Source organism: Psychrobacter sp. NPDC078501, assembly GCF_044900935.1.
Lineage (GTDB): Bacteria > Pseudomonadota > Gammaproteobacteria > Pseudomonadales > Moraxellaceae > Psychrobacter.
This window is the reverse complement of sequence record NZ_JBJDOS010000012.1, coordinates 1-22,166: the sequence shown is the minus strand read 5'-3', so window position 1 is coordinate 22,166 and position 22,166 is coordinate 1. Positions and strand designations below refer to the sequence as shown.

Here is a 22,166-nt window from a genome sequence, read left to right as displayed (position 1 = left end):
TTTTTATCGATATTAATTTTTATCGTCGTGAGCTTTTATCTTAGTTAACGTTTAACGAGTTTTTGATAGTCTTTAAGCGACTACATTAATTTGATGCCTGTGACACCGGGCGGTGTGACTTTAAAGATTTTTACTTTAAATAATACGTCTTGTCCTGCCAATGGGTGGTTAAAGTCTACTTCGACTTGATCTTCATCGATGGCACTAATCGTACCGGGCAGCGTGTTTTTACCTTTGTCTTCGAACTCAACCATCATGCCAATCTCTGGATTGTCAGCGACTAGCGCAAACTGAGTACGACTAAAATGTTGGATGTTTTCAGGATTCCACTCACCAAATGCTTGCTCTGGCTCAAGGTGTGCGGTACGAGTGTCACCGGCGCGTAGATTCATCAGTACTTGCTCAAAACCAGGTAACAAGCTCTCATCACCAATGGTCAAAGACACAGGTGCATCACGATTAAAAGTTGAGTCGATGATGGTGCCGTTCTCTAGTGAAACTTCAAAGTGCAGCTTAACGAGGCTGCCGTAAGCGATACGAGTGTCTTCGTTTGGATTAATAAATTGAGATTGAGTCATAATAAAAAGCCATCGGTTGCTAGAATAAAAGAATAGAAAATAATGCGTTTGATTACAGTCTCTTTAATTGCAGTATTATAGTGTAAGAAATAATAAGCCATCTAAGACCAGATGTAAGCGTCAATAATGTAACGCAGATGGTGTACTATAATTGGCAATTCTAAAAGATATGAGGTGTCGGTAGTGAATAAACAACAAGGCACTGTCAAAAAATGGCAGGACGATAAAGGGTTTGGCTTTATTGAAACTGAAACGGGCGAGTCTGTTTTCTTTCATGTGAGTGAGTTTAAGGCTCAGCGCCGTCCTAATATCGGTGAGGCAGTGGTCTTTAGCATTGGACAGGATGCGGAGGGACGCAAGCGAGCCAAGCAAGTACAAGAGCTTGGGTTTGTACAGCAAAAAATGGCACAAAAAAATCAGCAAATCCGTCAGCGCAATCAGAAAAGTAGCCATCAGACAGAGTTTGAAGCGGGTCAAAAAAAACGTTCGTTCCTTGGGCTGGCTTTTTATGGTGTTTTAGCTTTATTAGCAGCGACAGATAAACTGAGCTGGCTAGTGGTCGGTTGGTACGTCGTGCTAGGGATTATTACTTATGGCATGTATGCCAAAGACAAAGCTGCTGCGCAAAGTGGCGACTGGCGTACGCCTGAGTCTACACTGCATATACTAAGCGCGCTTGGCGGTTGGGTAGGAGCGCTATTGGCTCAGACGCATCTGCGTCACAAATCACAAAAGCCTGAGTTTCGAGTGACTTATTATTTGACGGTTGTCGTCAATATGGCAGGTTTGTTGTTTTTATTGGCAGGTGGTAGGTTAGAGACTTTGACTGATTTACTGTCAGAATTGCTATAAATAATAGCATTCACGATTAGCAGTATTGCTACGTGTCTGACGAAAGCACTAAAACGATCGACAAAAAAAGGTGGGTTACGACTGCGTAACCCACCTCTTTTATTTATAAATTGAATTAATGTCTCTAGCTATAGACGGTTATGAACGTGGCATTTCACGCTTTTTTTCCAAAAACAGCATATCAATGACAATCAATAATACACCGATAGAAATACCAATATCTGCGATATTAAAAATCGGATAATGCCAAACATCAGCATAATGCACATGGATAAAATCAATAACATGACCATGTAATAAGCGGTCGATTAAATTACCAACTGCACCGCCCAATACTAAGGCTAGGCCAAAAGATAACAGCGTGGCTTTGCGAGGTGCTTTAATCAGATAAATGATTAGAAACAATGACATTAGTAAAGCCAGTCCTGAAAAAAACCACTTCTGCCAACCGCCAGCATCCGCCAAAAAGCTAAATGCCGCGCCGTAGTTATAAGCCAATGTCCAATTGAGAAATGGCTCAATCACCGGCACTGGATCATGAAAGGTCAGTTTGGTTTCTGCCAACCATTTGGTCCACTGATCGATAATGACGATAACCAATGCCAGAATATACCATACAAAAGCACGACTGCCATTTGCCACCATTTTCGGGGTCTTGGTCAGGCGACTTCTAGGTGTAGTCGAGCTACCTGTGGTTGCATGAGCAGGCTTAGGCGAATGATCGACCTTAACTTGCGGCTGCCGGTCATTCTGGCTTTCAGGCGAATCAGTTGGGTTAGGCATAGTGACGTACCTCGCCATCGCCACTGACATTGGTTACGCAGCGCGCGCATAGCTCAGGGTGTGCGCTATCTGTACCGATGTCATCACGAATGTGCCAGCAGCGTACGCACTTAGTACCAGTAGCCGCACTTACTTGTACCACTAAATCTACAGATTCTTCGGTATTGGTGTCGGTCGCTTCGTCTGTCTGTGCGATGCTATCAGCAGGTGCTTCGCTCATTGGCTTTAGTGCAGCGTGACTAGTAATTAGTACAAAACGAAGCTCTTCATCAAGCTTAGCTAGGCTTTCATACATAGCACCGTCAGCATATAGACTCACGTCGGCAGACAAGTTGGCATTGATGATTTTTTCGCCACGTGCAGTCTCGATATGTTTGTTCACCATGTCTTTGGCGAACATGATGCGCTGCCAGTCATCATTGCTAATAGCACTTAGCTCAAACGCTGGGAACTCGTACCACTCTTGAGTGAATACATAGCCGCCTTTATCCGCATCACGTTGGTTCAGTACTTCCCAAGCCTCTTGCGCCGTGAATGATAGAATTGGGGTAATCCAGCGAATCAGCGCATGAGTAATATGGTAGATAGCCGTCTGCGCAGAACGACGAGGCTGACCATCCGCCTGCGTGGTGTACTGGCGATCCTTGATAATATCTAGATAGAAGCTACCCAAGTCTTGCGAGCAAAACGCAGTGACGTGCTGAGTGACTTGGTGAAAGTCCATCGCATCGTAAGCGCTAATGATTTGCGCTTGTACGGTTTGCGCACGTTCAATAATGAATTTATCAAGGCTAACCAATTCATTGATATCAATGCTATCAGTCGCTGGATCAAAGTCATCGGTATTGGCAAGCAAGAAACGTAGCGTATTACGGATACGGCGATATTGATCTATTGCCCCTTTAAATGATGCTTTACCAGCGCTCATCTCATAACGGTAATCGCTAGACGCAATCCACAGACGCAGCATGTCAGCGCCTGTTTTATTAATCTCTTCTTGCGGCGTGATGATATTGCCCAGTGACTTACTCATCTTGCGACCGTTTTCATCGACCACAAAACCATGGGTCAATACTTGCTTAAACGGTGGGCGCTCATAAATCGCTTCTGACGTCAGTAGTGACGTCTGGAACCAGCCGCGATGCTGATCAGAGCCTTCTAGATACATGTCAGCTGGGTTGGTCAACTCATCACGTTGATCAAGGACAGCGAAATGCGTCGTACCTGAGTCAAACCAAACGTCTAACGTATCAGTTGCTTTGTCATAGTCAGCAGCTTCACTACCTAAGAAGTCTTCACAGCTAGCATCAAACCACGCTTCTACGCCGCCTTCATTGATTTTCTGTGCTGCAGTTTCCATCAGCTCCAGCGTGTTTGGATGCAACTCGCCTGTTTCTTTGTGCGTAAAGAAAGTAATCGGCACGCCCCATGTACGCTGACGTGAGATACACCAATCAGGACGACCCGTCATCATTGATTCGATACGGTTTTGTCCCCACGCTGGCGTCCAACTTACTGATGGAATATCAGCAAGCGCGCGAGCACGTAAGCCTTTAGTTTCCATGTTGATAAACCACTGAGGCGTAGCACGGAAAATGATTGGCGACTTATGACGCCAGCAATGCGGATAGCTATGCTCAATTTTGGTATGGCTGATTAGATGGCCATTTTCATGTAGTGCAGCGATGATTTTTGGATTGGCTTTATAGATGTGCTCGCCTGCAAATACAGCAGCGCTATCTAAATAAACGCCCGTACCGCTTACTGGGTTTTCCACTGGTAAGTTGTATTTTAGACCAACGATATAATCGTCTAAACCGTGACCAGGTGCCGTATGTACTAGACCAGTACCACTATCGGTAGTCACATGGTCTCCCAAGATGAGCGGTACTTGACGGTCTTCAATCAGTGGATGCTGGGCATTTAGACCTTCAAGCTCGCTGCCTGATACAGTTGCTAGGATGCCGTTATTTTCTAATTTTAGCTCACTTAACGCAGTTTCGACAAGATCCGCTGCGAGTAGCAGATTGCCTTTTTCAGTAGCAACCACGCTATAGTTATGCTCTGGATGTACTGAGATAGCTTGGTTGGCAGGTAGTGTCCATGGCGTGGTGGTCCAAATAACAGCAGCGATGTTATCTGCGATATCTGCCAATGCGGCTACTTTGTCCGTACCGAGCACATCAAAGCTGACATAGATCGCGTCAGAGACTTTGTCTTGATATTCTACTTCAGCTTCTGCTAGGGCAGAGCTACAGTCCAAGCACCAGTTGACCGGCTTCATACCGCGAGTCACATGACCATTGTCATAGATTTTGGCAAGCGCACGTACGATGTTGGCTTCTTGATGGAAATTCATGGTCAAATAAGGATTGTCCCAATCACCAAACACACCTAGACGCTTGAAGTCTGCTTTTTGCAATTCAATTTGAGTACTCGCATATTCGCGGCATAGACCACGGAATTCGGTCGCAGAAACTTTTTGACCAACTTTACCGACCTTGGCTTCGACTTTTTGTTCGATTGGCAGACCATGACAATCCCAACCAGGGACGTAAGGCGCATCAAATCCTGATAAGGTTTTTGATTTTACAATAATGTCTTTTAGTACTTTATTGACCGCATGACCCAAGTGAATCTGACCGTTGGCGTATGGAGGGCCATCGTGCAAAATATATTTGGTTGCACCAGCACGCGCCTGACGAATTTTACCGTAGACGTCATCCGCTTCCCAAGCAGCCAACCAATCTGGCTCGCGCTTGGCAAGGTTTGCGCGCATCGCAAATGGCGTATCCGCAAGGTTCAGCGTGTCTTTGTAATCTTGGCTTGGTGTGTCAGTGCTTTTATCAGTCATAGAAGGTATCTTTTTAAAAGGTAGGTTTGTGTGTCGGTTCAAAACCGGATACAAGGCTCGATGTTCAATGTAGTTCAATATAGTACTGAAGGTCGCGCGGTATTGATAATGCTTAATTACTAATAGTAGGTATATTGCTCATCATAGTCGGTTTAACAACCATCATGTCAATAAATACCCATTGTCGCTTATTAGTCGGTAAATAGTTACGTCAATAATAAATGGTAACGAGACGATTGCAACATAAAATATGCTAGTAAAAATAATTCAAAAAAATATTTAGATCGGCAGCTATTATATGACAAAAAGGGTAGGGTAAAAAGAGCTGTGCGAGGTCAGCCCAATTTTGTCCAATATCAATCGTTTATCTACGTCGTATATCCTTAGCACGGACGTAACTATAAGCACTTTAAATAATGATTTATTGAAATATAAAGTACGGCTCAAGTGCTAAAACACAGATGCTAACCACAAGCGCAGTTTCAATGACCATAATGGCTGAATACCTGTTAGCCCTTGTATCATCTCGCCATTCTCTAATACCACATAGGACGGTGTGACTTGTCCTTGCCAATCTGCAAAGATATTGCCTTGTTGATCATTTATGGTGGTGAAATCAAACTTATGTTGATCAAGGTAGCTGCGTAGCTCTTGGTTTGAGCCTGACTGTACGGCAATAGTGACCACGGGATAATTATCTGCTGCTAGTTTATTGATGGTGGGCGAAGTAAAACTACAGACTGAACACCACGTACCCCAAAAGTATACCAGTGTAGGACGCTCGTGACTCATCGCTGCTAGATCGATAGTCTGTCCTTGGTAATCGGTCAGTTGCAATTGAGGGTTGGCAGGCATGACAGGCTGTCGCCACCAATTGACCACGCTATAGATCACGACAAACATAAGACCATATAACATTATCGTTTTAAGTATCGAAATGATCTTTCGCTTCGGCTGCTTCTTTGGCTTTACTTCTGTTTGCTCAATATCAGTCGTCATGACATCCGCTTTTTAGTTTGTATATTGTTTTCAGTTATTTTCAAATAATGGCTTATCGTTACTGCTTATCTTATCGTGATTGCCTATATGATCATTGCACAAAGAGTGGACAGTAGATAAAAATAAACGGCTGAAAATCAGCCGTATTATTTATAAAGTCTACTATAAGTGTGCGACGTCAACCTATTATGGCTTTTGTGCTCGGTTTTGTAATGGATCACCAATCAGTACGCTACCTGAATTTTCACGGCGCTGCTCATCACTCAACTTGCTCGCTGGCACTTTGGCCTTGCGCTTCCACTTTAAGCTAAACAAATCATCACGGCGGTCAATCAGGTTATGTACTGAGCCTTCGTGACGAACGTGAGTGAGCTTGTCTAAGTTCACATCAGAGAAAAATACCATCTCCGTGTTGGCAGTGGTCTCTGCCATAATCGCATCATGCGGGAACGCAAAATCTGATGGTGAAAAAATCGACGACTGAGCGTACTGAATATCTAAGCTCTCAACTTGCGGTAAGTTGCCCACTGAACCGCAAATCATCACATAGCATTCGTTTTCGATAGCACGGGCTTGTGCACAGTGACGGACACGTAGATAGCCGTTTTTGGTGTCAGTCCAGAAGGGCACAAACAAGATATCCATGTCATCAAGTGCCATTAAACGTGCAAGCTCAGGGAACTCAACATCATAGCAGACCAAGATGCCGATACGACCCGCATCTGTGTCGAATACTTTGACTTCATCGCCACCTTCGATTACCCAAGCGCTACGCTCATGCGGAGTAATATGAATTTTGCGTTGCTCTTCAACCGTGCCATCACGGCGGCACAGATAGCTGACGTTATATAAGGTATCGTCTTCGTCCAATAACGGCATCGAACCGGTGATGACGTTGACGTTATAACTGACCGCTAAATGCGAGATTTCATTTTTGAACCACTCGGTATAACCCGCCAAAAATCGAATGGCAATATTTTGATCGGTTTCTTCGCACAGACCCATCAATGGCGCATTGAAAAACTCAGGTAAGCAGGCAAAGTCTGAGTTGTAGTCAGCCATGATATCGACAAAGAACTCAACTTGTTGCAGTAATTCTTCAGGTGATTCGACTTCACGCATCTGCCACTGAATACCACCAATACGCACCTCAGACTTGCGAGTATTAGGCTTATAGTCTTTAGGCTCGTAGTAGATATTTGCCCACTCAAGCAAGGTAGCAAAGCCTTTTGACTGTTTATCATCTGGTAGATAAGCGGTCAAGATACGTTTAACGATAAAGCCATTAGATAGCTGGAACGACAAAGCTGAATCGTGAATTTCACGGCTTTCAACGGCATCAATATATTCGCCTGGAGTCAGATCTTTGTGATTATGATAGTTAGGTATGCGTCCGCCGGCTAAGATAGCACGGAAATTCAACTGTCGGCATAGCTCCTTGCGTGCATCATACAGACGGCGACCGAGACGGTAGCCGCGATAATCAGGGTCGATGAGCGCATCTAAGCCATAAATGGCATCACCTTCTGGATTGTCTCTGATGATTTCTTTTTGCCCAATCAAATCGTCATAGGTATGCGGGTTTGAAAACTTGGCATAGTCAACGCGCATAGAGAGCACGATACCAATCAGCTGATCATGATCAAACAAGGCAATCTGACCTTCAGGGAAAGCATCAATCAAAGTATGAATGGTTGTCTTCGACCACGCGCCACCCAAGTTTACATAGACACGATCCATCAAGGCTTTTAATTGTGGATAATCTTTTTTCTTAATCTCAGCAATCGTGAGGTGAAAATCATCTAGTTTTTCCATCTTACTCATAAGTTTCCTGTTTTAAATAGCTATTGAATGTAGTGGTATCACATAATGGGGTCATAGCACCTTGATGTGCCGATTTTTGTGCAAAAAAGTAATAAAAACATTCCAATAGAAAGATATTGTCGTTACAATAATTTATTGCCGTATTTACAATAGGTTATGTTGATATCTTCGGCCGTTTTACTCACTATATTTAGTACTGTTTTTGACTAACGTAGAGGGTTAAAGGATAGCGACTGCCGCATTCTATATCGCTTTATATCTATTAGGTTTGTGAGCACCGATAAGCGCCTAACTCTGCATTATCATTGTACCTGCGACTGTCTTGCTATTTATTATCTCAATATAGAATCTAAATAATATCTATCAGCACCTTTTGTTTTGCTTGTTATCATAGCAAGCTGTAACGGTAATAACAGTCTCACGTAGTAAATATTTGCTACGTTTTTGTGAGTCAATTTTTTGGTTCAACTCAGGCATAGTATTGTGTTGCTTGTATCGTTTAGCCGTATCTCATCGGCTTCTTAGGATTATTTTATTATGCCTTTAAATCATACCAATAGAATCATGAAGTGGGATGACATAGATGACTCCGCTTTGGTTCAGTTGGTTTATGTCAGTACGCTGACTCTTGGCTCGCGTTTGAGCACCTCTATTTTTGATGAAGTAGAAGGCCACGCACGTAACTACAATCAGCAGCATAACATCACAGGCACGCTATGCTACGGTAATGGTCACTTCTTGCAATGTATTGAAGGTAAAAAGTCAGACGTATTTAATCTGCAAGAGCGTATCTTTGTCGATAGTCGTCATAAAAATGTAGAAGTGTTGCTATTACAAGTCATCAATCATCGCAGCTTTGCCGACTGGCGTATGCGCTTGCTGTTTTTAGAGCGTTGGTTATGGTCACCCGCGACCAAGAAACAGGCCGTACAATTATCTCCATTTTTACCATTTGCGCCGCACGGTTGGTCATCTGATCGGACCGAACAGTTTTTGCAAATTATCAAAACTTTCGATAGTCCACCTCATATTAAGGCGGCAGGTATTACTTATAATGCATTGGGTAATATGGTGCGTCATATCGCGGCACCGCATCAGGCATTTCTGATTATTCAAGGGTTTTTGAGCATATTACTGGTTGTCGCATTGATACTGTTATATTTATAAATCGTAGTTTTTGCGAATTATAAAGCCATAAAAAAGACGCTAGCCTCTCGGTTTAGCGTCTTTTTATTTGGGTTAAGTGTTTAGCATGCTCATCACATATCAAAAATCTTACCACGGTTCATAATGTTATTTGGATCGAATACTTTTTTGACTTCCTTTAGGTACTCAATCTCAGTTTCACTACGGCTATAGTGCAGATACGGCTTCTTCGTCATACCAACCCCATGCTCAGCAGACACTGAACCACCATATTTCTGTACCGTCTCAAACACATATTTATTGACGACCTGACACTCAGCAAAGAAATCATCTTTGCTCATATTCTCAGGTTTTAAGATATTGAGATGCAAATTGCCATCACCGATATGACCGAACCAACAGACTTCAAAGTCAGGATAGTTACTGCTGACAATGTGATCAATCTCTTCGATAAAGGTCGGTACGTGGCTTATCAGCACCGATACATCGTTTTTATAAGGGGTAAATACTGAGATAGTCTCTGAGATATACTCGCGCAGCTTCCATAGCTCGGCCGCTTGTGTGAGGTTTTGGCTCATGACACCATCGACCACCCAGCCTTGCTCCATACAATGCTCAAATATGGCCATGGCTTTATCCATGATTGGCTCATAAGGCGCTTCAAACTCTAACAGCGTATAGAACTTGGTACGTGATTCAAACGGCTCTTGTACTTGACCATGTGCCATTAGCTTATCAATCGCTACATCGTCAAAGAACTCAAATGCCGTCAAATCAATCTGTGCTTGAAAGGCAGAGAGTACGTTCATCACATCGTTAAAGCTGTCCATGCCAAGTACCATGACGTTTAAATCTTGTGGCTGACGCTCAAGCTTGATTTGTGCATGAGTGACGAAACCAAGCGTGCCTTCACTACCGATGAATAATTGGCGCAAGTCATAACCAGTAGCGTTCTTTACCATACCGCGATTGAGGTGCAAGATGTCGCCTTTACCCGTGACGACAGTTAGCCCCATAATCCATTGACGGGTCATGCCATAACGAATGACTTTGATACCGCCAGCATTAGTACCGATGTTGCCGCCGATTTGACTAGAGCCTGCTGAGGCAAAGTCGACAGGGTAATATAAGTCTTTTGATTCAGCGAATTCTTGCAACTGCTGAGTAACCACACCAGCTTCGACTTCAACTATTCGATCGGCAGGATAGAACTGTCCAATCTGGTTCATTTTATCCATGCTCACGACGATTTCGCCGTTGGCAGCGACTGCACCAGCAGAGAGTCCTGTACGACCACCACTCGGGGTGAGGACGACGTTGTGCTCATTGGCAAGCAGTACGATAGTCTGTACTTGTTCAGTGGTCTTTGGGAAGACGATGGCAGCAGCCGCTGGCGCAAAATGCTTGGTCCAGTCTTTACCCCAATGCTCTAAACTTTCAGCATCGGTTTTGATTTGGGTTGGGTCGAAACTATGGGTATCAGTAAGCGTGCTCAAGATGGTTTGCACGGCATTGGTTTCGGAGGTGTTCTGAGCGGTAGTTGGCGTCATGGTCAAATCTCAATATTAGCGTAAGCACGATGCTGGGACTGTTTATTATATAGCGAAATAACTATAAATTCAGTGATGAGTCAGCTCGTAGAGGTAATAAGTGGGTGATAATTTCTACCTATAAGAAAAGGTAAGTAATAAACAATTGATTCGAGCGGTTTCAAACAGAATAATTCACTATAGCATAAAAATTTTTCAGGCTTGATAACCAATAATTCATCTAATCTGCTAACATCGACCTCAAATTTTGTGTAAGATATCGGGACTGTTTTCGTTTCCTCCATCATAGATTATCCAACAGGTAATCTTATAAAACAATTATAGGACAGTTCTCATATGGCGTTATCACTACAAAAAGACAAAATCCGGTTTTTATTGCTTGAAGGTCTACATGACAATGCCCTAAAAGTATTGGAAGGAGCTGGTTACCACAACATCGAGAATATCAGTCACGCCTTAGATCAAGACGAGCTGATCGAAAAGATCAAAGATGCTCACTTTATCGGTATTCGTTCGCGCACTCAGTTGACGCGTGAAGTACTTGAGCACGCACACAAGCTTATCGGCATTGGTTGCTTTTGTATTGGTACCAACCAAGTAGATCTAGACGCCGCTCGTGATCTTGGTATCCCTGTCTTTAACGCGCCATTCTCGAACACTCGTTCGGTAGCTGAGCTAGTATTGGCCGAGGCTATTATGCTGTACCGCGGTATTCCCGAAAAGAATGCAACCGTACATCGCGGCGGCTGGGGCAAGTCTGCGACCAACTCACACGAAGTGCGTGGCAAGACTATCGGTATCGTCGGTTATGGATCTATCGGTTCGCAGCTGTCTGTGTTAGCAGAAAGCTTCGGTATGAAAGTCATTTATCATGATGCTGTGACCAAATTGCCACTAGGCAACGCGGTACAAGTTGGTAGCCTAGAAGAGCTGCTATCAACGGCTGATATCGTGACATTGCATGTACCTGATGTACCAAGCACTCGCTATATGATGAAAGCTGAGCAGTTCGCTCAGATGAAAGAAGGCAGCTACTTTATCAATGCGGCTCGCGGTACGTGTGTTGAGATTGATGATCTGGCAGATGCGCTTGAGTCTGGTAAAATCTTGGGCGCGGCTATCGATGTGTTCCCAAAAGAGCCAAAATCAGCTGACGAAGAGTTTGAGTCACCACTACGTAAGTTTGATAATGTGATTTTGACGCCGCATATCGGTGGTTCAACCCAAGAAGCACAGGCCAATATCGGACTGGAAGTAGCAGATAAGTTTGTTAGATACTCTGACCAAGGTGATACGGCGACTGCTGTGAACTTCCCAGAAGTTTCTATTCCGTTTAAAGAAAACTCGCATCGTCTACTACACATTCACAAAAACGTGCCAGGCGTACTGTCTCAGATTAACCGCTTGTTTGCTGAAGCTGGCATTAACATCCTAGCGCAGAGCCTGATGACAGAAGGTGATGTTGGTTATCTAGTGATGGATGTCGATTACAATGATTCGACCGCTGCACTAGACCAATTAAAAGATGTAGAAGAGACTATCCGCGTACGTATCTTATTCTAATATAGTCAATCCGCTTTCAAATTGGATTAACTGTATCAGTGCTATTAGTTTTGATACGCATTGAAGATTTATCATAAAAAAAGAGAGGCTTTATTGATTAGAGCCTCTCTTTTTTGTTTCACTTCTCTTTTATTGCACTAATGCTAAGTTTAGTTCGCTTTAGTGTTGTTTGCAGCTTCCGCTTGTAGACGCGCTTCCGTCTTAGCGGCTTTACGCTTTTCAATTACATCCATCACGTCGCTACCGATATGGGCTTCGCCGCGCTTCTTCGCTAGTTGCATCTGATGCTCGCGCTCACGGAAACGGGCTTTTTGCTCATCGGTTGCCTTGTCGATACAGTGTGGGCATGACTCGCCTTTGATATAGGCAGGGCTTTGCATGTCATCGACAGTGATCGGCATACGGCAAGCAAAACACTGCTCGTAGCTGCCTTTTTCTAAGTTATGGTTGACCGAAACTCGATTATCAAAAACAAAGCAATCGCCTTGCCACATAGAGTCACTAGCAGGGACTTCTTCAAGGTATTTTAGGATACCACCTTCTAAATGATAGACCTCTTCAAACCCTTGCTCACGTAAATAGGCAGTCGACTTCTCACAGCGGATGCCACCTGTACAGAACATTGCGACTTTTTTATGCTTGGTTGGATCGAGCTCTTTTGAGACGTATTCTGGAAACTCGCGGAACGTTTCAGTGTTTGGGTTGACTGCATTTTGGAAGGTGCCGATTTGCACTTCATAGTCGTTACGCGTGTCGATCAAGGTGACTTCAGGATCTGAGATCAACGCATTCCACTCGCTTGGTTTTACATAGCGACCAACGGATTCCAATGGGTCGATATTCTCGACACCCATGGTGACGATTTCTTTTTTCAGTTTCACCTTAGTGCGATAAAAAGGCTGTGCGTCAGTATAGGACTCTTTGAAGGTAAACGTACCAATCGCCTCAATACTACGCAGGTAGTCAAGTACGGTATCGATACCTTGACGCGTACCAGAAATCGTACCGTTAATGCCTTCGCTTGCAAGTAACAACGTACCTTTCACATCGTGATCGAGCATAGTGTTTAAGATAGGCTCACGATATTGCTCAAAATCAGCAAAGCGGGTGAACTTATATAGTGCGGCAACGACGATATTATTAGTTACACTATCGTATACAGGGGCTGAATTGTTGTCAGTTATCGCGGTTGCTTTGATATTACTATCTTGAGAGGTGCTCATGTCTTTCTCCTGCTGGCTAGGTCGCAAACCTAGTGCGTTGGGGTTAAAGTAACTTTTCAGTTTAAAGCATTAACAAAATTGTGGAATTGATTAATGCGCACGTAGTGTAGCAAATTTTACGTGGGTTTTGAATAGTTTGTAATGCTTGGCTTGATGTTATAGAAAACAAAAAAGCCCAGTAAAATACTGGGCTTTTTAGATATTCAATTCGTAGTACGAAAGTTAGAGTTTACTTACTCTGGAACCAAGTATCCGCTTTGCTACGAGCACTAGCGATATCATCACTTGATAAGTTTAATGCCAACTGACCAATTTTACCGCGCGCTTTGTTACGGACTTTTTCATCTAGCATGCCATCACGGGCAGCTAAGTCATACCATTTATAGGCATCGACCAGATTTTTTTGTTTTTCGTCTAATAGCGCAAGCGTGTAGCTGGCACGGTTATCGCCACGCATTGCAGCTTTTTCTAACCACAGACGGGCTTGTTGCAAATTAGGCTGTACGCCTTCGCCGCGCAAATACATGATGGCAAGATTCAACTGAGCAGGAGCAACGCCTTGCTGAGCCGCTTTTGTATACCACTGGATTGCTTGTTGGGTATTTTGCGCAATACCTTCACCTTTTTGCAAACGCTTGGCCAGATAGAACTGTGCGTGATCGTTACCTTGGGCGGCACGACTAGACAGCTCGCTCACAGGCATAAGCTCAAAACGTGAGGTATCAAGCGGTACGTTTGATATTAACTCAGCATTGGCTAAACCAGCACAAGAAAATAATGCAGTAAACAACGCAGCTTTTAATAATTTCATAGCAGCTCCAAAATTAGGCAGTTAATAAGCAAAAAAAATTGTACCGCTAAACATTGTCTCGCTAAAGACAGTCAGACGGCGATAACAATTAGGTGGAATCTTGCGATATGAACTTACCTAATCATTAGCAAAAGGGGGTTGTCATCTCTAAATCAGAGATTTCACCCTAACTGATTAGACAAACGGTCGTAATAGTGGGGTGGCTGACAATATTTTGCTAGCTTAACACCCAAACTTACGAAACTCAAATACTAATTACAAGGTCTCATAGACGTTTGTACTTGATTGTCCTTAACAAAATCAGACAGTTACTAAAAAATTATATTAAGTTAACAATCTATTAAGGTTAATATCAGTACTTACAGCACTGTTTAGTAGTCTATAAAGTATAAAGATAGCTGATGGTTTAGCGCCTATTTCTTGGTCACTCGGTAGATAGCGACGTCTGCTAACAAGTTAGGCGCTTGCCTAATTAACGCCTTCATCAAAGGTGTATGACCTTTTTCAGAATCACTAACGGCAAAACGATTAATAATATGAATATCATGCTGCGCACATAACAGCTCAAAATCTTTAAAGGTACATAGGTGAATGTTTGGCGTGTTGTACCATTCGTAAGGCAGCGCTTCAGAGACAGGCATCATGCCTTTTAGTCCTAAATGAATGCGGTTTTGCCAATGCGCAAAGTTAGGGAAGGTGATGACGGCTTCACGAGCAACTCTCAGCATATCAAGCAACAACTCGTCAGGTGCTTTTACTGCTTGTAGGGCACGTGCCATGACGACCGTGTCAAAGCTGTTATCAGCAAAGCGCGCTAGACCATCGTTGAGATCCTGCTCGACAATTGATAAGCCATTACCAATTGCCTCATTGATTTTGTCTTCATCAATCTCTAGTCCGTAACCTGTTACGCCTAGTTTTTGCTGTAAGTGGGCAAGTAGCTCGCCATTGCCACAACCTAAGTCCAGTACATGTGCTTGCGGCGCAATCCAGCGCTCTGCCAGTCGGTGATCCATTCTCATGAGCGTTCTCCTATGGCTGAGCGGCTAGGGGTAATAAATGGCGCAGTCAAAAACCCTTTAACCGCACCCATGTAGCGAGGAATATCAAACAAGAATGAGTCATGTCCGTGCGGCGCGTCAATATTGATATAACTGACTGGTTTGCCAGTGGCCATCAGCGCATCGACAATCTCTTGCGAGCGCTCAGGTGCAAAGCGCCAGTCAGTGGTAAATGATACGACCAGATACTGGCATTGTGTATGGGCAAAGGCCGCTTTGAGCGCAGAAAGCTCTTGTTGACGATCAGACTCAATATCTTCAATCGTCGTTACTGCATCTTCTAACTCACTCTGTGCATTCGCTTTGCTAGATTCGACTGACGCCGCGATTGAGTCTTCTATTTGCACTGCCGACTCTGTAGTATCTTTTGCTACGGTTGATGGGTAGTCGCGTATTGGATAATCGCGCGTCGGATCAAAGTAATCTAAGGCTTTGGTCATGAGTAGATAAGTATTGGCATCGAAGTTTTCACTAAAGCGTTCGCCTTGATAGCGTAGGTAGCTTTCGACCTGAAACTCGACATCGTAGCCATACATGAATTTACCTGATTTTAAATCACGGCCAAATTTGGCTTTCATCGCGTCATCAGTTAAATAGGTAATATGTCCAACCATACGCGCCAATATCAGTCCGCGACGAGGGTAAGTGCCTTCTTGTATATAGCGCCCGTCTTTAAAGTCAGGATCGGATAATATAGATTGGCGCGCCACTTCGTTAAAGGCGATATTTTGAGCAGATAGCTTTGGCGTACTGGCGATGACCACACAGCGCTTTAACCGCTCTGGATAATCAACAGACCATTGTAGCGCTTGCATACCGCCCATTGAACCACCAACAATCGCATGCCAAACGTCGATGCCTAGACGATCTGAGAGCATTGCTTGGGTTTTTACCCAGTCTTTGATGGTGATCAGCGGAAAATCAGGGCCATACACTTGCGGCTCATCGCTGCTATTTGCATCAAGGCTGTCCGAACTAACACTATCCGAATCAACGCTATCAGGGTTAATAGTGGTAGGCCCTGTTGAACCAAAACAGCTGCCGATATTATTGACACATACTACATAAAACTGATTGGTATCAATTGCTTTATTGGGGCCAATCATATTGTCCCACCAGCCTGCTTTTTTGTCATCAGCACTATGGAAGCCAGCTGCATGATGATTGCCAGATAACGCGTGGCAAATCAGAATCGCATTTGATTTATCGCGATTGAGCGTACCGTAAGTCTCTACCATCAAGTCAAACGAGGGTAGGGTACGGTTGCATTCTAACGTTAAGGGCTCCGCGAAATGAAAATTTTGGGGCGTAACGACACCCACAGACCCTACAGCACTTTCAATATTGGCTGAGCTATTAGGGTGAGGTTGTGAATTAGGATGCTGGTCACTGGTATTATCAGAGCGTGCGTTCAAAGCTACCTCGCAAGACTACAATCATCAATAAAATAAAAGCAAAATGGCACATTACTAACAGGCTATTTTACCTACACGGTTTTTATAAACTGGGCCTGCCTATTGTATGGTGATGCGCGTTGGAGTACAACCGTCGAGCGCGCCTTTCGAGCGCATCGATCGTAGTTTTTATGGAACATACTTTATAAATGAATAACGAGTAAGCCGCCAGCATCAAGTAATCAAGAGTCAATAAATAGCAACTGCGTATCAAATTGTATAGGGGCGCTTTTAGCCCGCGTCATTAATAGATAAAATGCTACACTAATGAGGTGTTCGTTCAACTGTGTCTTAACAGTATCGTCTCTTATTATTTTGACCTAACCCTTAATAACTTACTGCTAATAAAGTGCTGCTATGAAACCTAAATTGCCCCCACGTATTGCCGTTTTGTTAGTGAATCTTGGTACCCCAGATGAGCCAACGGCACCTGCCGTACGTCGCTACCTCAAACAGTTTTTGTCAGACCCACGAGTGATCGAGATTCCCAAATTCCTATGGGCTATTATTCTGAATCTATTTGTCTTACCAAGTCGTCCTAAGCGCGTAGCAAAGGCTTACGCCAGTATCTGGGAAGGTGATTCACCGATTCGTAAAATACTAAAAAGCCAAGTTGAGCTATTAGAGCCACGTTTGGCCGATAGTGTGGCACCGTTTCGTGTCTCTGTGCATCCTGCGATGAGCTATGGTAATCCTGGTTTGCCTGATGTGATGGACGCGCTACGTGGTGAAGGGGTTGATCACTTTGTCATACTGCCGTTGTTTCCACAGTACTCTGCCTCTTCAGGCGGTGCCGTATATGATGCGCTGACGAAGTGGACGCTCAAGCAACGCAACTTGCCAAATTATACGATTGTCAAAGATTACTTTGCCCATCCACTATATATCCAAGCATTGGCCAATTCTATTCGCCGTTTTCAAGAGAAGCATGGCAAGCCTGAAAAATTGATGTTTAGTTTTCATGGTATTCCGCAGCCTTATGCTGATAAAGGCGATCCTTATCCTAAACGCTGTAAATGTACGGCTGCGCAAGTGGCGCATGAACTTGGCCTGACAGAAGATGAGTGGATTATTAGTTTCCAGTCACGCTTTGGTAAGCAAGAGTGGGTTAAGCCATATACCGATGTGGTGTTGGAAGATTGGGGTAAGTCAGGTGTGCGCTCGGTACAGGTGATCAGTCCGGCGTTCTCGGCAGACTGTTTAGAAACACTAGAGGAGCTAGCCATTGAAAACCGTGATAACTTCCTTAATGCTGGCGGGCAAGAGTATCATTATATTCCTGCATTAAACCTTGATGAGACACATATTGAATTGCTTGAAGCGTTGAGCTTGCCTCTAGTAAAAGGTTGGGCTGGCACATTAGATGGCTGGGTTTAGATAATCGAAAGTCGCTGTTTTAGTTAATTGAATAGTAGAATAAAAAAAGGCACGCTTAATATAGTTAAGCGTGCTTTTTTGGTTTAGAGGGGTAGGTCAACAAAATCGTATTAAGTGCTAAAAATCATCATCGTTGCTACGTTCGGCCGCTTCTCTATCCACAATATCCATCGCATCTGGATAATCGCTGTCATCGAGGTTATCCTGAACCAAAATCTCATCGACACGTGACTCATCGATATTTTGACGATGCGCAGGTGTCAGTCCTTGGGTCGCATCACTACCGACTTCTGAGTTATTAAATCCCGCACTATTGTCAATCACATCATCGTTATCGATGGTATGCAGCATAGGATTGTCCAAATCGACCAATTGGTTATCTTGTTCATCCTGATTGTTGTTATCTAAGTTATCGACGTTGTCATTATTGTCACGACGATTGCCGTCAATATGATCCATCTCTTCTGGTAGTGGGTTTTTTGAATTTTCCATGAATAATTCCTTATTGTAATTATTAAATGTTGCCATCATTAGAAATAAAAATATCGCGCTGACTTGTTAAAGTCATCGCTCATTGCACTGTAGATAATATGCTTCTCAGTTTGTACGCTTATTCAACTTTTCACTAGTAGTAAGGTGTGACAGGATGTTCAAAAAATGTAAGACGATGACTAGAATACAATTACGGCTACTCAAGATGAGTAGCCGTAATTATTTATGAAATTTATGCTAAGTCTTTGTACGATAGCCAGATCGCTACATAAATAATAAAACTTATAGTTTTAATTATTGGCGTGGTCGAACTTATAATTTAACTTCTGAACCAGACATGACTGATAGTCAGCCAGTTTAAATCGCCATAAATAGGTCAAGGCAATACCGTAGATTGCAGTCTCAGCCAGCTCTTCGACAATTTCACCAAATGTATGCGGGAACATAATAGCGTTCTCGCCCATGTACTGAATGACAGCAAGTACAGTAACGCTAAGATAGAGCGAAACTGGCACGTTTTTTAGCACTGCCCATAGGTAATGCCTCGAATAGACCAGCAAACCAAGCGCGACGAGATAGATAACGGTAAGGACGCTGTCCTCCCACCAGTCATAAGACTGACCAAGCATCGAAAAGTCGCTTGGAACCAGTAAGTCTGGTAGATAGTTCAACTCTCGACGAATGACAGAAACAAATATAAGTACGGCTGCCAGCCAAAAAGCCTTAATTTGTTTGACATGACTTTTCATAACATATTGTAAAATACGCAACAGGCATGCTATCAAAAGTATAATGCCAAGGACTTCAATGATGCCATCTGAGCTCAAAATAAATGACTCCTGCGTATCAAAAAGAATGTGTTAAAAACAAAAAAGTGAGCCCAAAGGCTCACTTTAAAGCAAAAATATCGAATAATTAAGGTTTAATAGATGTCCTATTATAAACCTCATACCCAGATATTACTGTTATGAAATATAACTAACTGGTCATAAGTGATTGTTAATATAGATGATACATTAAGGTTAAATGCAATATTTTACAAGAGGGTTGAGAGTCTGGCTTACTATAAAGACAAGCTAGCTATTTTTATTGAAACGCCGTAAGGTATGCTATTCAGAGACTCCAAATGACTTAATCTGATTTGATATATCTTAATGGATGTTATACCTATGAGTGACTACACTTTTGAAACTCTGAACGACAAAGAGTTTGAAGTTCTAACGGTTGATTTACTGTCTAAAGAATTTAACACTCATGTAGAGCGGTTCAAATCAGGTAGAGATGGAGGAGTTGATGGGCGTTTTTTTGAGGGAAGTGTCGCGAATGATGTTGTAATCATTCAATGTAAGCATTGGCTGAAATCAGGCATTACGGCATTAATCGCAGAATGTAAAAAGCATGAAGCTAGTAAAGTAAAAAAGTTGAATCCTAGTAGATATATCTTTGTCACTTCTTTACCGCTTTCGGCCCAAAACAAAAAAGATATTTCGGATGCTTTTATACCTTATATTAAAAATGAATCTGACATCATTGGTAATGAAGATATAAACAGTTTATTAGCCAAACATCCTGATGTAGAGCGCCAACACTACAAACTATGGCTAGCAGGTACTAATGTTTTACAGTCAATTTTATCTAACGATGTATTGGGAAGAAGTGATTTTCAGTTGGAAGAGATTCAAGAGTTTCTACCTAAGTATGTGCGAACTGAAAATCACAAAAAAGCGTTCGAAAAGTTAGAAGAACTTGGCAGTATCATTATTAATGGCGAACCTGGTATAGGCAAAACAACTTTAGCGGAACAGATGTGCTTTGATTATGCTTCTCAACGTTATCAGTTAGTTGTGGTGCATGAGTCTATCATGGAAGCTGAAAAGCTATATAACCCTGAATTGCAGCAAATATTCTATTTTGATGATTTTTTAGGAAGTAACTTCTTATCAGCCATAGACGCAAAGCAAGACTCACATATTGTGAGTTTTATGAAGAGAGTTAGCAAGGACAGCTCAAAACGATTTATTCTAACGACTCGCTCGAACATATTAAATCAAGGGAAAAGACTATCAGAAAAGTTCGAACAAGGTAACCTTGATAGGAATGAATATGAGATAAAAATTCAGTCTCTGACAGAGTTTGATAGAGCACAAATTCTTTATAACCACATCTATTTTAGTGATTTACCAGAAGACTTCATTCAGCAAATATATATTGATAAGCGCTATAGAAGCATTATTTCACACAAAAATTTCAATCCGCGGTTGATTGAGTTTATTACTGATGCTATCAAAGTTGAGAAGGAAGCAAGTCCTGAGGTTTATTGGGATTATATTCAAAAGTCTCTCGATAACCCAAAAGATATTTGGCGTGGCATGATAGAGACGCAAATAAGTGATTTGGATAGGCATATAGTAATCGCCATCGTCTTAAACGGCAGTCCCGTTAGCGAAGAGCAGATAGTTGCATTATTAATCAATCTGAAGGAGTCAGGATTAGATCCAACATCCGAGTATCCTACCATTGGTAATATCATGCGGGGGTTAGTAGGGTCTGTTTTAAACAGGAATATAAATAAAGATGGTCAGGTGACCTACAGTTTATTTAATCCTTCGATTGCTGACTTTGTGATCTCGGAACATCTCAATAGAGTTGATTATCTAGCAAAATTGATGAGTTGCTTGAGAACAACTAATGTCTTAATTAATGTTGGAATATTAGTGAAACCTGATGAGATACAATTAGATTTTGATGCATTGTTAGTTAGATTGTTTCATTTAGAGTTAGATTCAGAGTTAACTCCAAACTTATATTCAATGCAATTAGCAGAACTCATAGAAAAACTTGAGTGTAATATATCTGAAATGGCAAAGAAATTAATTGGTTCACATGCTAATAATTTATTCGAAGAATTTGGTTTGTCTTCGGTGAAAGTGTTAATGATGGCTTTAAAGCACAATTTTATTAGTCCTAGCGACCCTTATATAAGAGAAATAGTCGTTAAAGCATTGGAAAATATAGAACTTAGCTTTTTAGGCGCCATTACTGCATTAATTCAAAATTCAAGTTATGAAGATGAATTAACCAAACTTTTTAAAAAAGAAGTTGTTTACTCAATTTGTAGAGAAGTAACTGACTGGGCAATTGATAGTAATCAATTTGATAATATATATTGTGAGTCTGAATTAGATGCTAGTGAAGTTGAGAGTTATATTGAACAAGTTTTGAGTGACTTAAATTACGGTTTTGATTTTGATGATGCGGAATTCGATGAGGTTATTGATGCTTTAGATTTAGATGCTGTCGTTACATATAACAGAGAAGCAGCTGAAGATAGTGTTAGAAGGGCTGATTCTTATAGCGAATATGCTGATCTAAGTAGTTCAGATTTTGGTATTCATCCAATTGACGATTTATTTGATAGAGAATAATAAAAGGTGCTAGCGACGAAGTCGCCAAATCTATAAGTTTAGATTTTAAAAAAGATGGGTTGCTTTATTGCTAACCCATCGAGACCATCCCAGATTCTGTGTAACTGCCATTTAGATTAAATGCCTGCTTATACGATCATCAAACATAATCATAAAGCGATTCAAAGCAGACGT

The 22,166-nt window shown here is 42.4% G+C and carries 17 protein-coding genes; 5 read left to right on the top strand and 12 right to left on the bottom strand.

Annotated features, from left to right (window positions below; translation table 11 throughout):
- Window positions 1-80: 80 nt before the first annotated feature.
- Window positions 81-578, bottom strand: a complete 498-nt coding sequence (locus tag ACI2IW_RS13035; protein WP_179799027.1) for a peptidylprolyl isomerase — start codon at window positions 576-578, stop codon at window positions 81-83.
- A 183-nt stretch (window positions 579-761) separates the two neighbouring features.
- Here ACI2IW_RS13035 and ACI2IW_RS13030 point away from each other — a divergent pair, with 183 nt between their 5' ends.
- Window positions 762-1,430, top strand: coding sequence for a DUF1294 domain-containing protein (locus ACI2IW_RS13030; protein ID WP_404693894.1), 669 nt, complete (start codon window positions 762-764; stop codon window positions 1,428-1,430).
- 138 nt (window positions 1,431-1,568) lie between these two features.
- Here the strand turns inward: ACI2IW_RS13030 and lspA are convergent, their stop codons facing one another.
- The 4 genes from lspA to ACI2IW_RS13010 all read right to left on the bottom strand — a co-directional run bounded on the left by lspA (window position 1,569) and on the right by ACI2IW_RS13010 (window position 7,890).
- Window positions 1,569-2,213, bottom strand: coding sequence for a signal peptidase II (gene lspA / locus ACI2IW_RS13025; RefSeq protein WP_404693893.1), 645 nt, complete (start codon window positions 2,211-2,213; stop codon window positions 1,569-1,571).
- Window positions 2,206-5,067 carry an isoleucine--tRNA ligase gene (gene ileS / locus ACI2IW_RS13020; RefSeq protein ID WP_404693892.1) on the bottom strand — a complete coding sequence of 954 codons (2,862 nt, stop codon included), beginning with the start codon at window positions 5,065-5,067 and terminating at the stop codon, window positions 2,206-2,208. The genes lspA and ileS overlap by 8 nt, the downstream gene beginning before the upstream one ends.
- A gap of 450 nt (window positions 5,068-5,517) precedes the next feature.
- Complete coding sequence (locus tag ACI2IW_RS13015) at window positions 5,518-6,066, bottom strand: protein disulfide oxidoreductase (protein ID WP_404693891.1); 549 nt, start codon at window positions 6,064-6,066, stop codon at window positions 5,518-5,520.
- Between the two features lie 186 nt (window positions 6,067-6,252).
- Complete coding sequence (locus ACI2IW_RS13010) at window positions 6,253-7,890, bottom strand: carbon-nitrogen hydrolase family protein (RefSeq protein ID WP_102094613.1); 1,638 nt, start codon at window positions 7,888-7,890, stop codon at window positions 6,253-6,255.
- A 537-nt stretch (window positions 7,891-8,427) separates the two neighbouring features.
- Here ACI2IW_RS13010 and ACI2IW_RS13005 point away from each other — a divergent pair.
- Window positions 8,428-9,057 carry a BLUF domain-containing protein gene (locus ACI2IW_RS13005; protein WP_114701153.1) on the top strand — a complete coding sequence of 210 codons (630 nt, stop codon included), beginning with the start codon at window positions 8,428-8,430 and terminating at the stop codon, window positions 9,055-9,057.
- Between the two features lie 92 nt (window positions 9,058-9,149).
- Here ACI2IW_RS13005 and ACI2IW_RS13000 read toward each other — a convergent pair whose 3' ends face one another.
- Window positions 9,150-10,586, bottom strand: coding sequence for an FAD-binding oxidoreductase (locus tag ACI2IW_RS13000; protein ID WP_404693890.1), 1,437 nt, complete (start codon window positions 10,584-10,586; stop codon window positions 9,150-9,152).
- A 336-nt stretch (window positions 10,587-10,922) separates the two neighbouring features.
- Here ACI2IW_RS13000 and serA point away from each other — a divergent pair, with 336 nt between their 5' ends.
- Window positions 10,923-12,149, top strand: a complete 1,227-nt coding sequence (gene serA / locus ACI2IW_RS12995) for a phosphoglycerate dehydrogenase (RefSeq protein ID WP_057758460.1) — start codon at window positions 10,923-10,925, stop codon at window positions 12,147-12,149.
- Between the two features lie 149 nt (window positions 12,150-12,298).
- Here the strand turns inward: serA and ACI2IW_RS12990 are convergent, their stop codons facing one another.
- From ACI2IW_RS12990 to ACI2IW_RS12975, 4 genes are all read right to left on the bottom strand, one after another.
- Window positions 12,299-13,372: a rhodanese-related sulfurtransferase gene (locus ACI2IW_RS12990; RefSeq protein WP_404693889.1), complete on the bottom strand. Its 1,074-nt coding sequence runs from the start codon at window positions 13,370-13,372 to the stop codon at window positions 12,299-12,301.
- Window positions 13,373-13,601: 229 nt separating this feature from the next.
- Complete coding sequence (locus tag ACI2IW_RS12985) at window positions 13,602-14,183, bottom strand: tetratricopeptide repeat protein (protein ID WP_057758462.1); 582 nt, start codon at window positions 14,181-14,183, stop codon at window positions 13,602-13,604.
- A gap of 413 nt (window positions 14,184-14,596) precedes the next feature.
- Window positions 14,597-15,205: a methionine biosynthesis protein MetW gene (gene metW / locus ACI2IW_RS12980; RefSeq protein WP_404693888.1), complete on the bottom strand. Its 609-nt coding sequence runs from the start codon at window positions 15,203-15,205 to the stop codon at window positions 14,597-14,599.
- Window positions 15,202-16,587 carry a homoserine O-acetyltransferase gene (locus ACI2IW_RS12975; protein ID WP_404693904.1) on the bottom strand — a complete coding sequence of 462 codons (1,386 nt, stop codon included), beginning with the start codon at window positions 16,585-16,587 and terminating at the stop codon, window positions 15,202-15,204. Before ACI2IW_RS12975 ends, metW begins: the two co-directional genes overlap by 4 nt.
- A 468-nt stretch (window positions 16,588-17,055) precedes the next feature.
- Here ACI2IW_RS12975 and hemH point away from each other — a divergent pair, with 468 nt between their 5' ends.
- The gene (gene hemH / locus ACI2IW_RS12970; RefSeq protein WP_102090514.1) at window positions 17,056-18,075 is read left to right on the top strand and encodes a ferrochelatase; all 1,020 of its coding nucleotides are present in this window, start codon (window positions 17,056-17,058) and stop codon (window positions 18,073-18,075) included.
- A gap of 117 nt (window positions 18,076-18,192) precedes the next feature.
- Here the strand turns inward: hemH and ACI2IW_RS12965 are convergent, their stop codons facing one another.
- Window positions 18,193-18,567: a hypothetical protein gene (locus ACI2IW_RS12965; protein WP_101204249.1), complete on the bottom strand. Its 375-nt coding sequence runs from the start codon at window positions 18,565-18,567 to the stop codon at window positions 18,193-18,195.
- Between the two features lie 290 nt (window positions 18,568-18,857).
- Window positions 18,858-19,316 carry a hypothetical protein gene (locus tag ACI2IW_RS12960; protein ID WP_227684724.1) on the bottom strand — a complete coding sequence of 153 codons (459 nt, stop codon included), beginning with the start codon at window positions 19,314-19,316 and terminating at the stop codon, window positions 18,858-18,860.
- A 420-nt stretch (window positions 19,317-19,736) separates the two neighbouring features.
- Here ACI2IW_RS12960 and ACI2IW_RS12955 point away from each other — a divergent pair, with 420 nt between their 5' ends.
- Window positions 19,737-21,992: a restriction endonuclease gene (locus tag ACI2IW_RS12955; protein WP_404693887.1), complete on the top strand. Its 2,256-nt coding sequence runs from the start codon at window positions 19,737-19,739 to the stop codon at window positions 21,990-21,992.
- Window positions 21,993-22,166 lie beyond the last annotated feature (174 nt).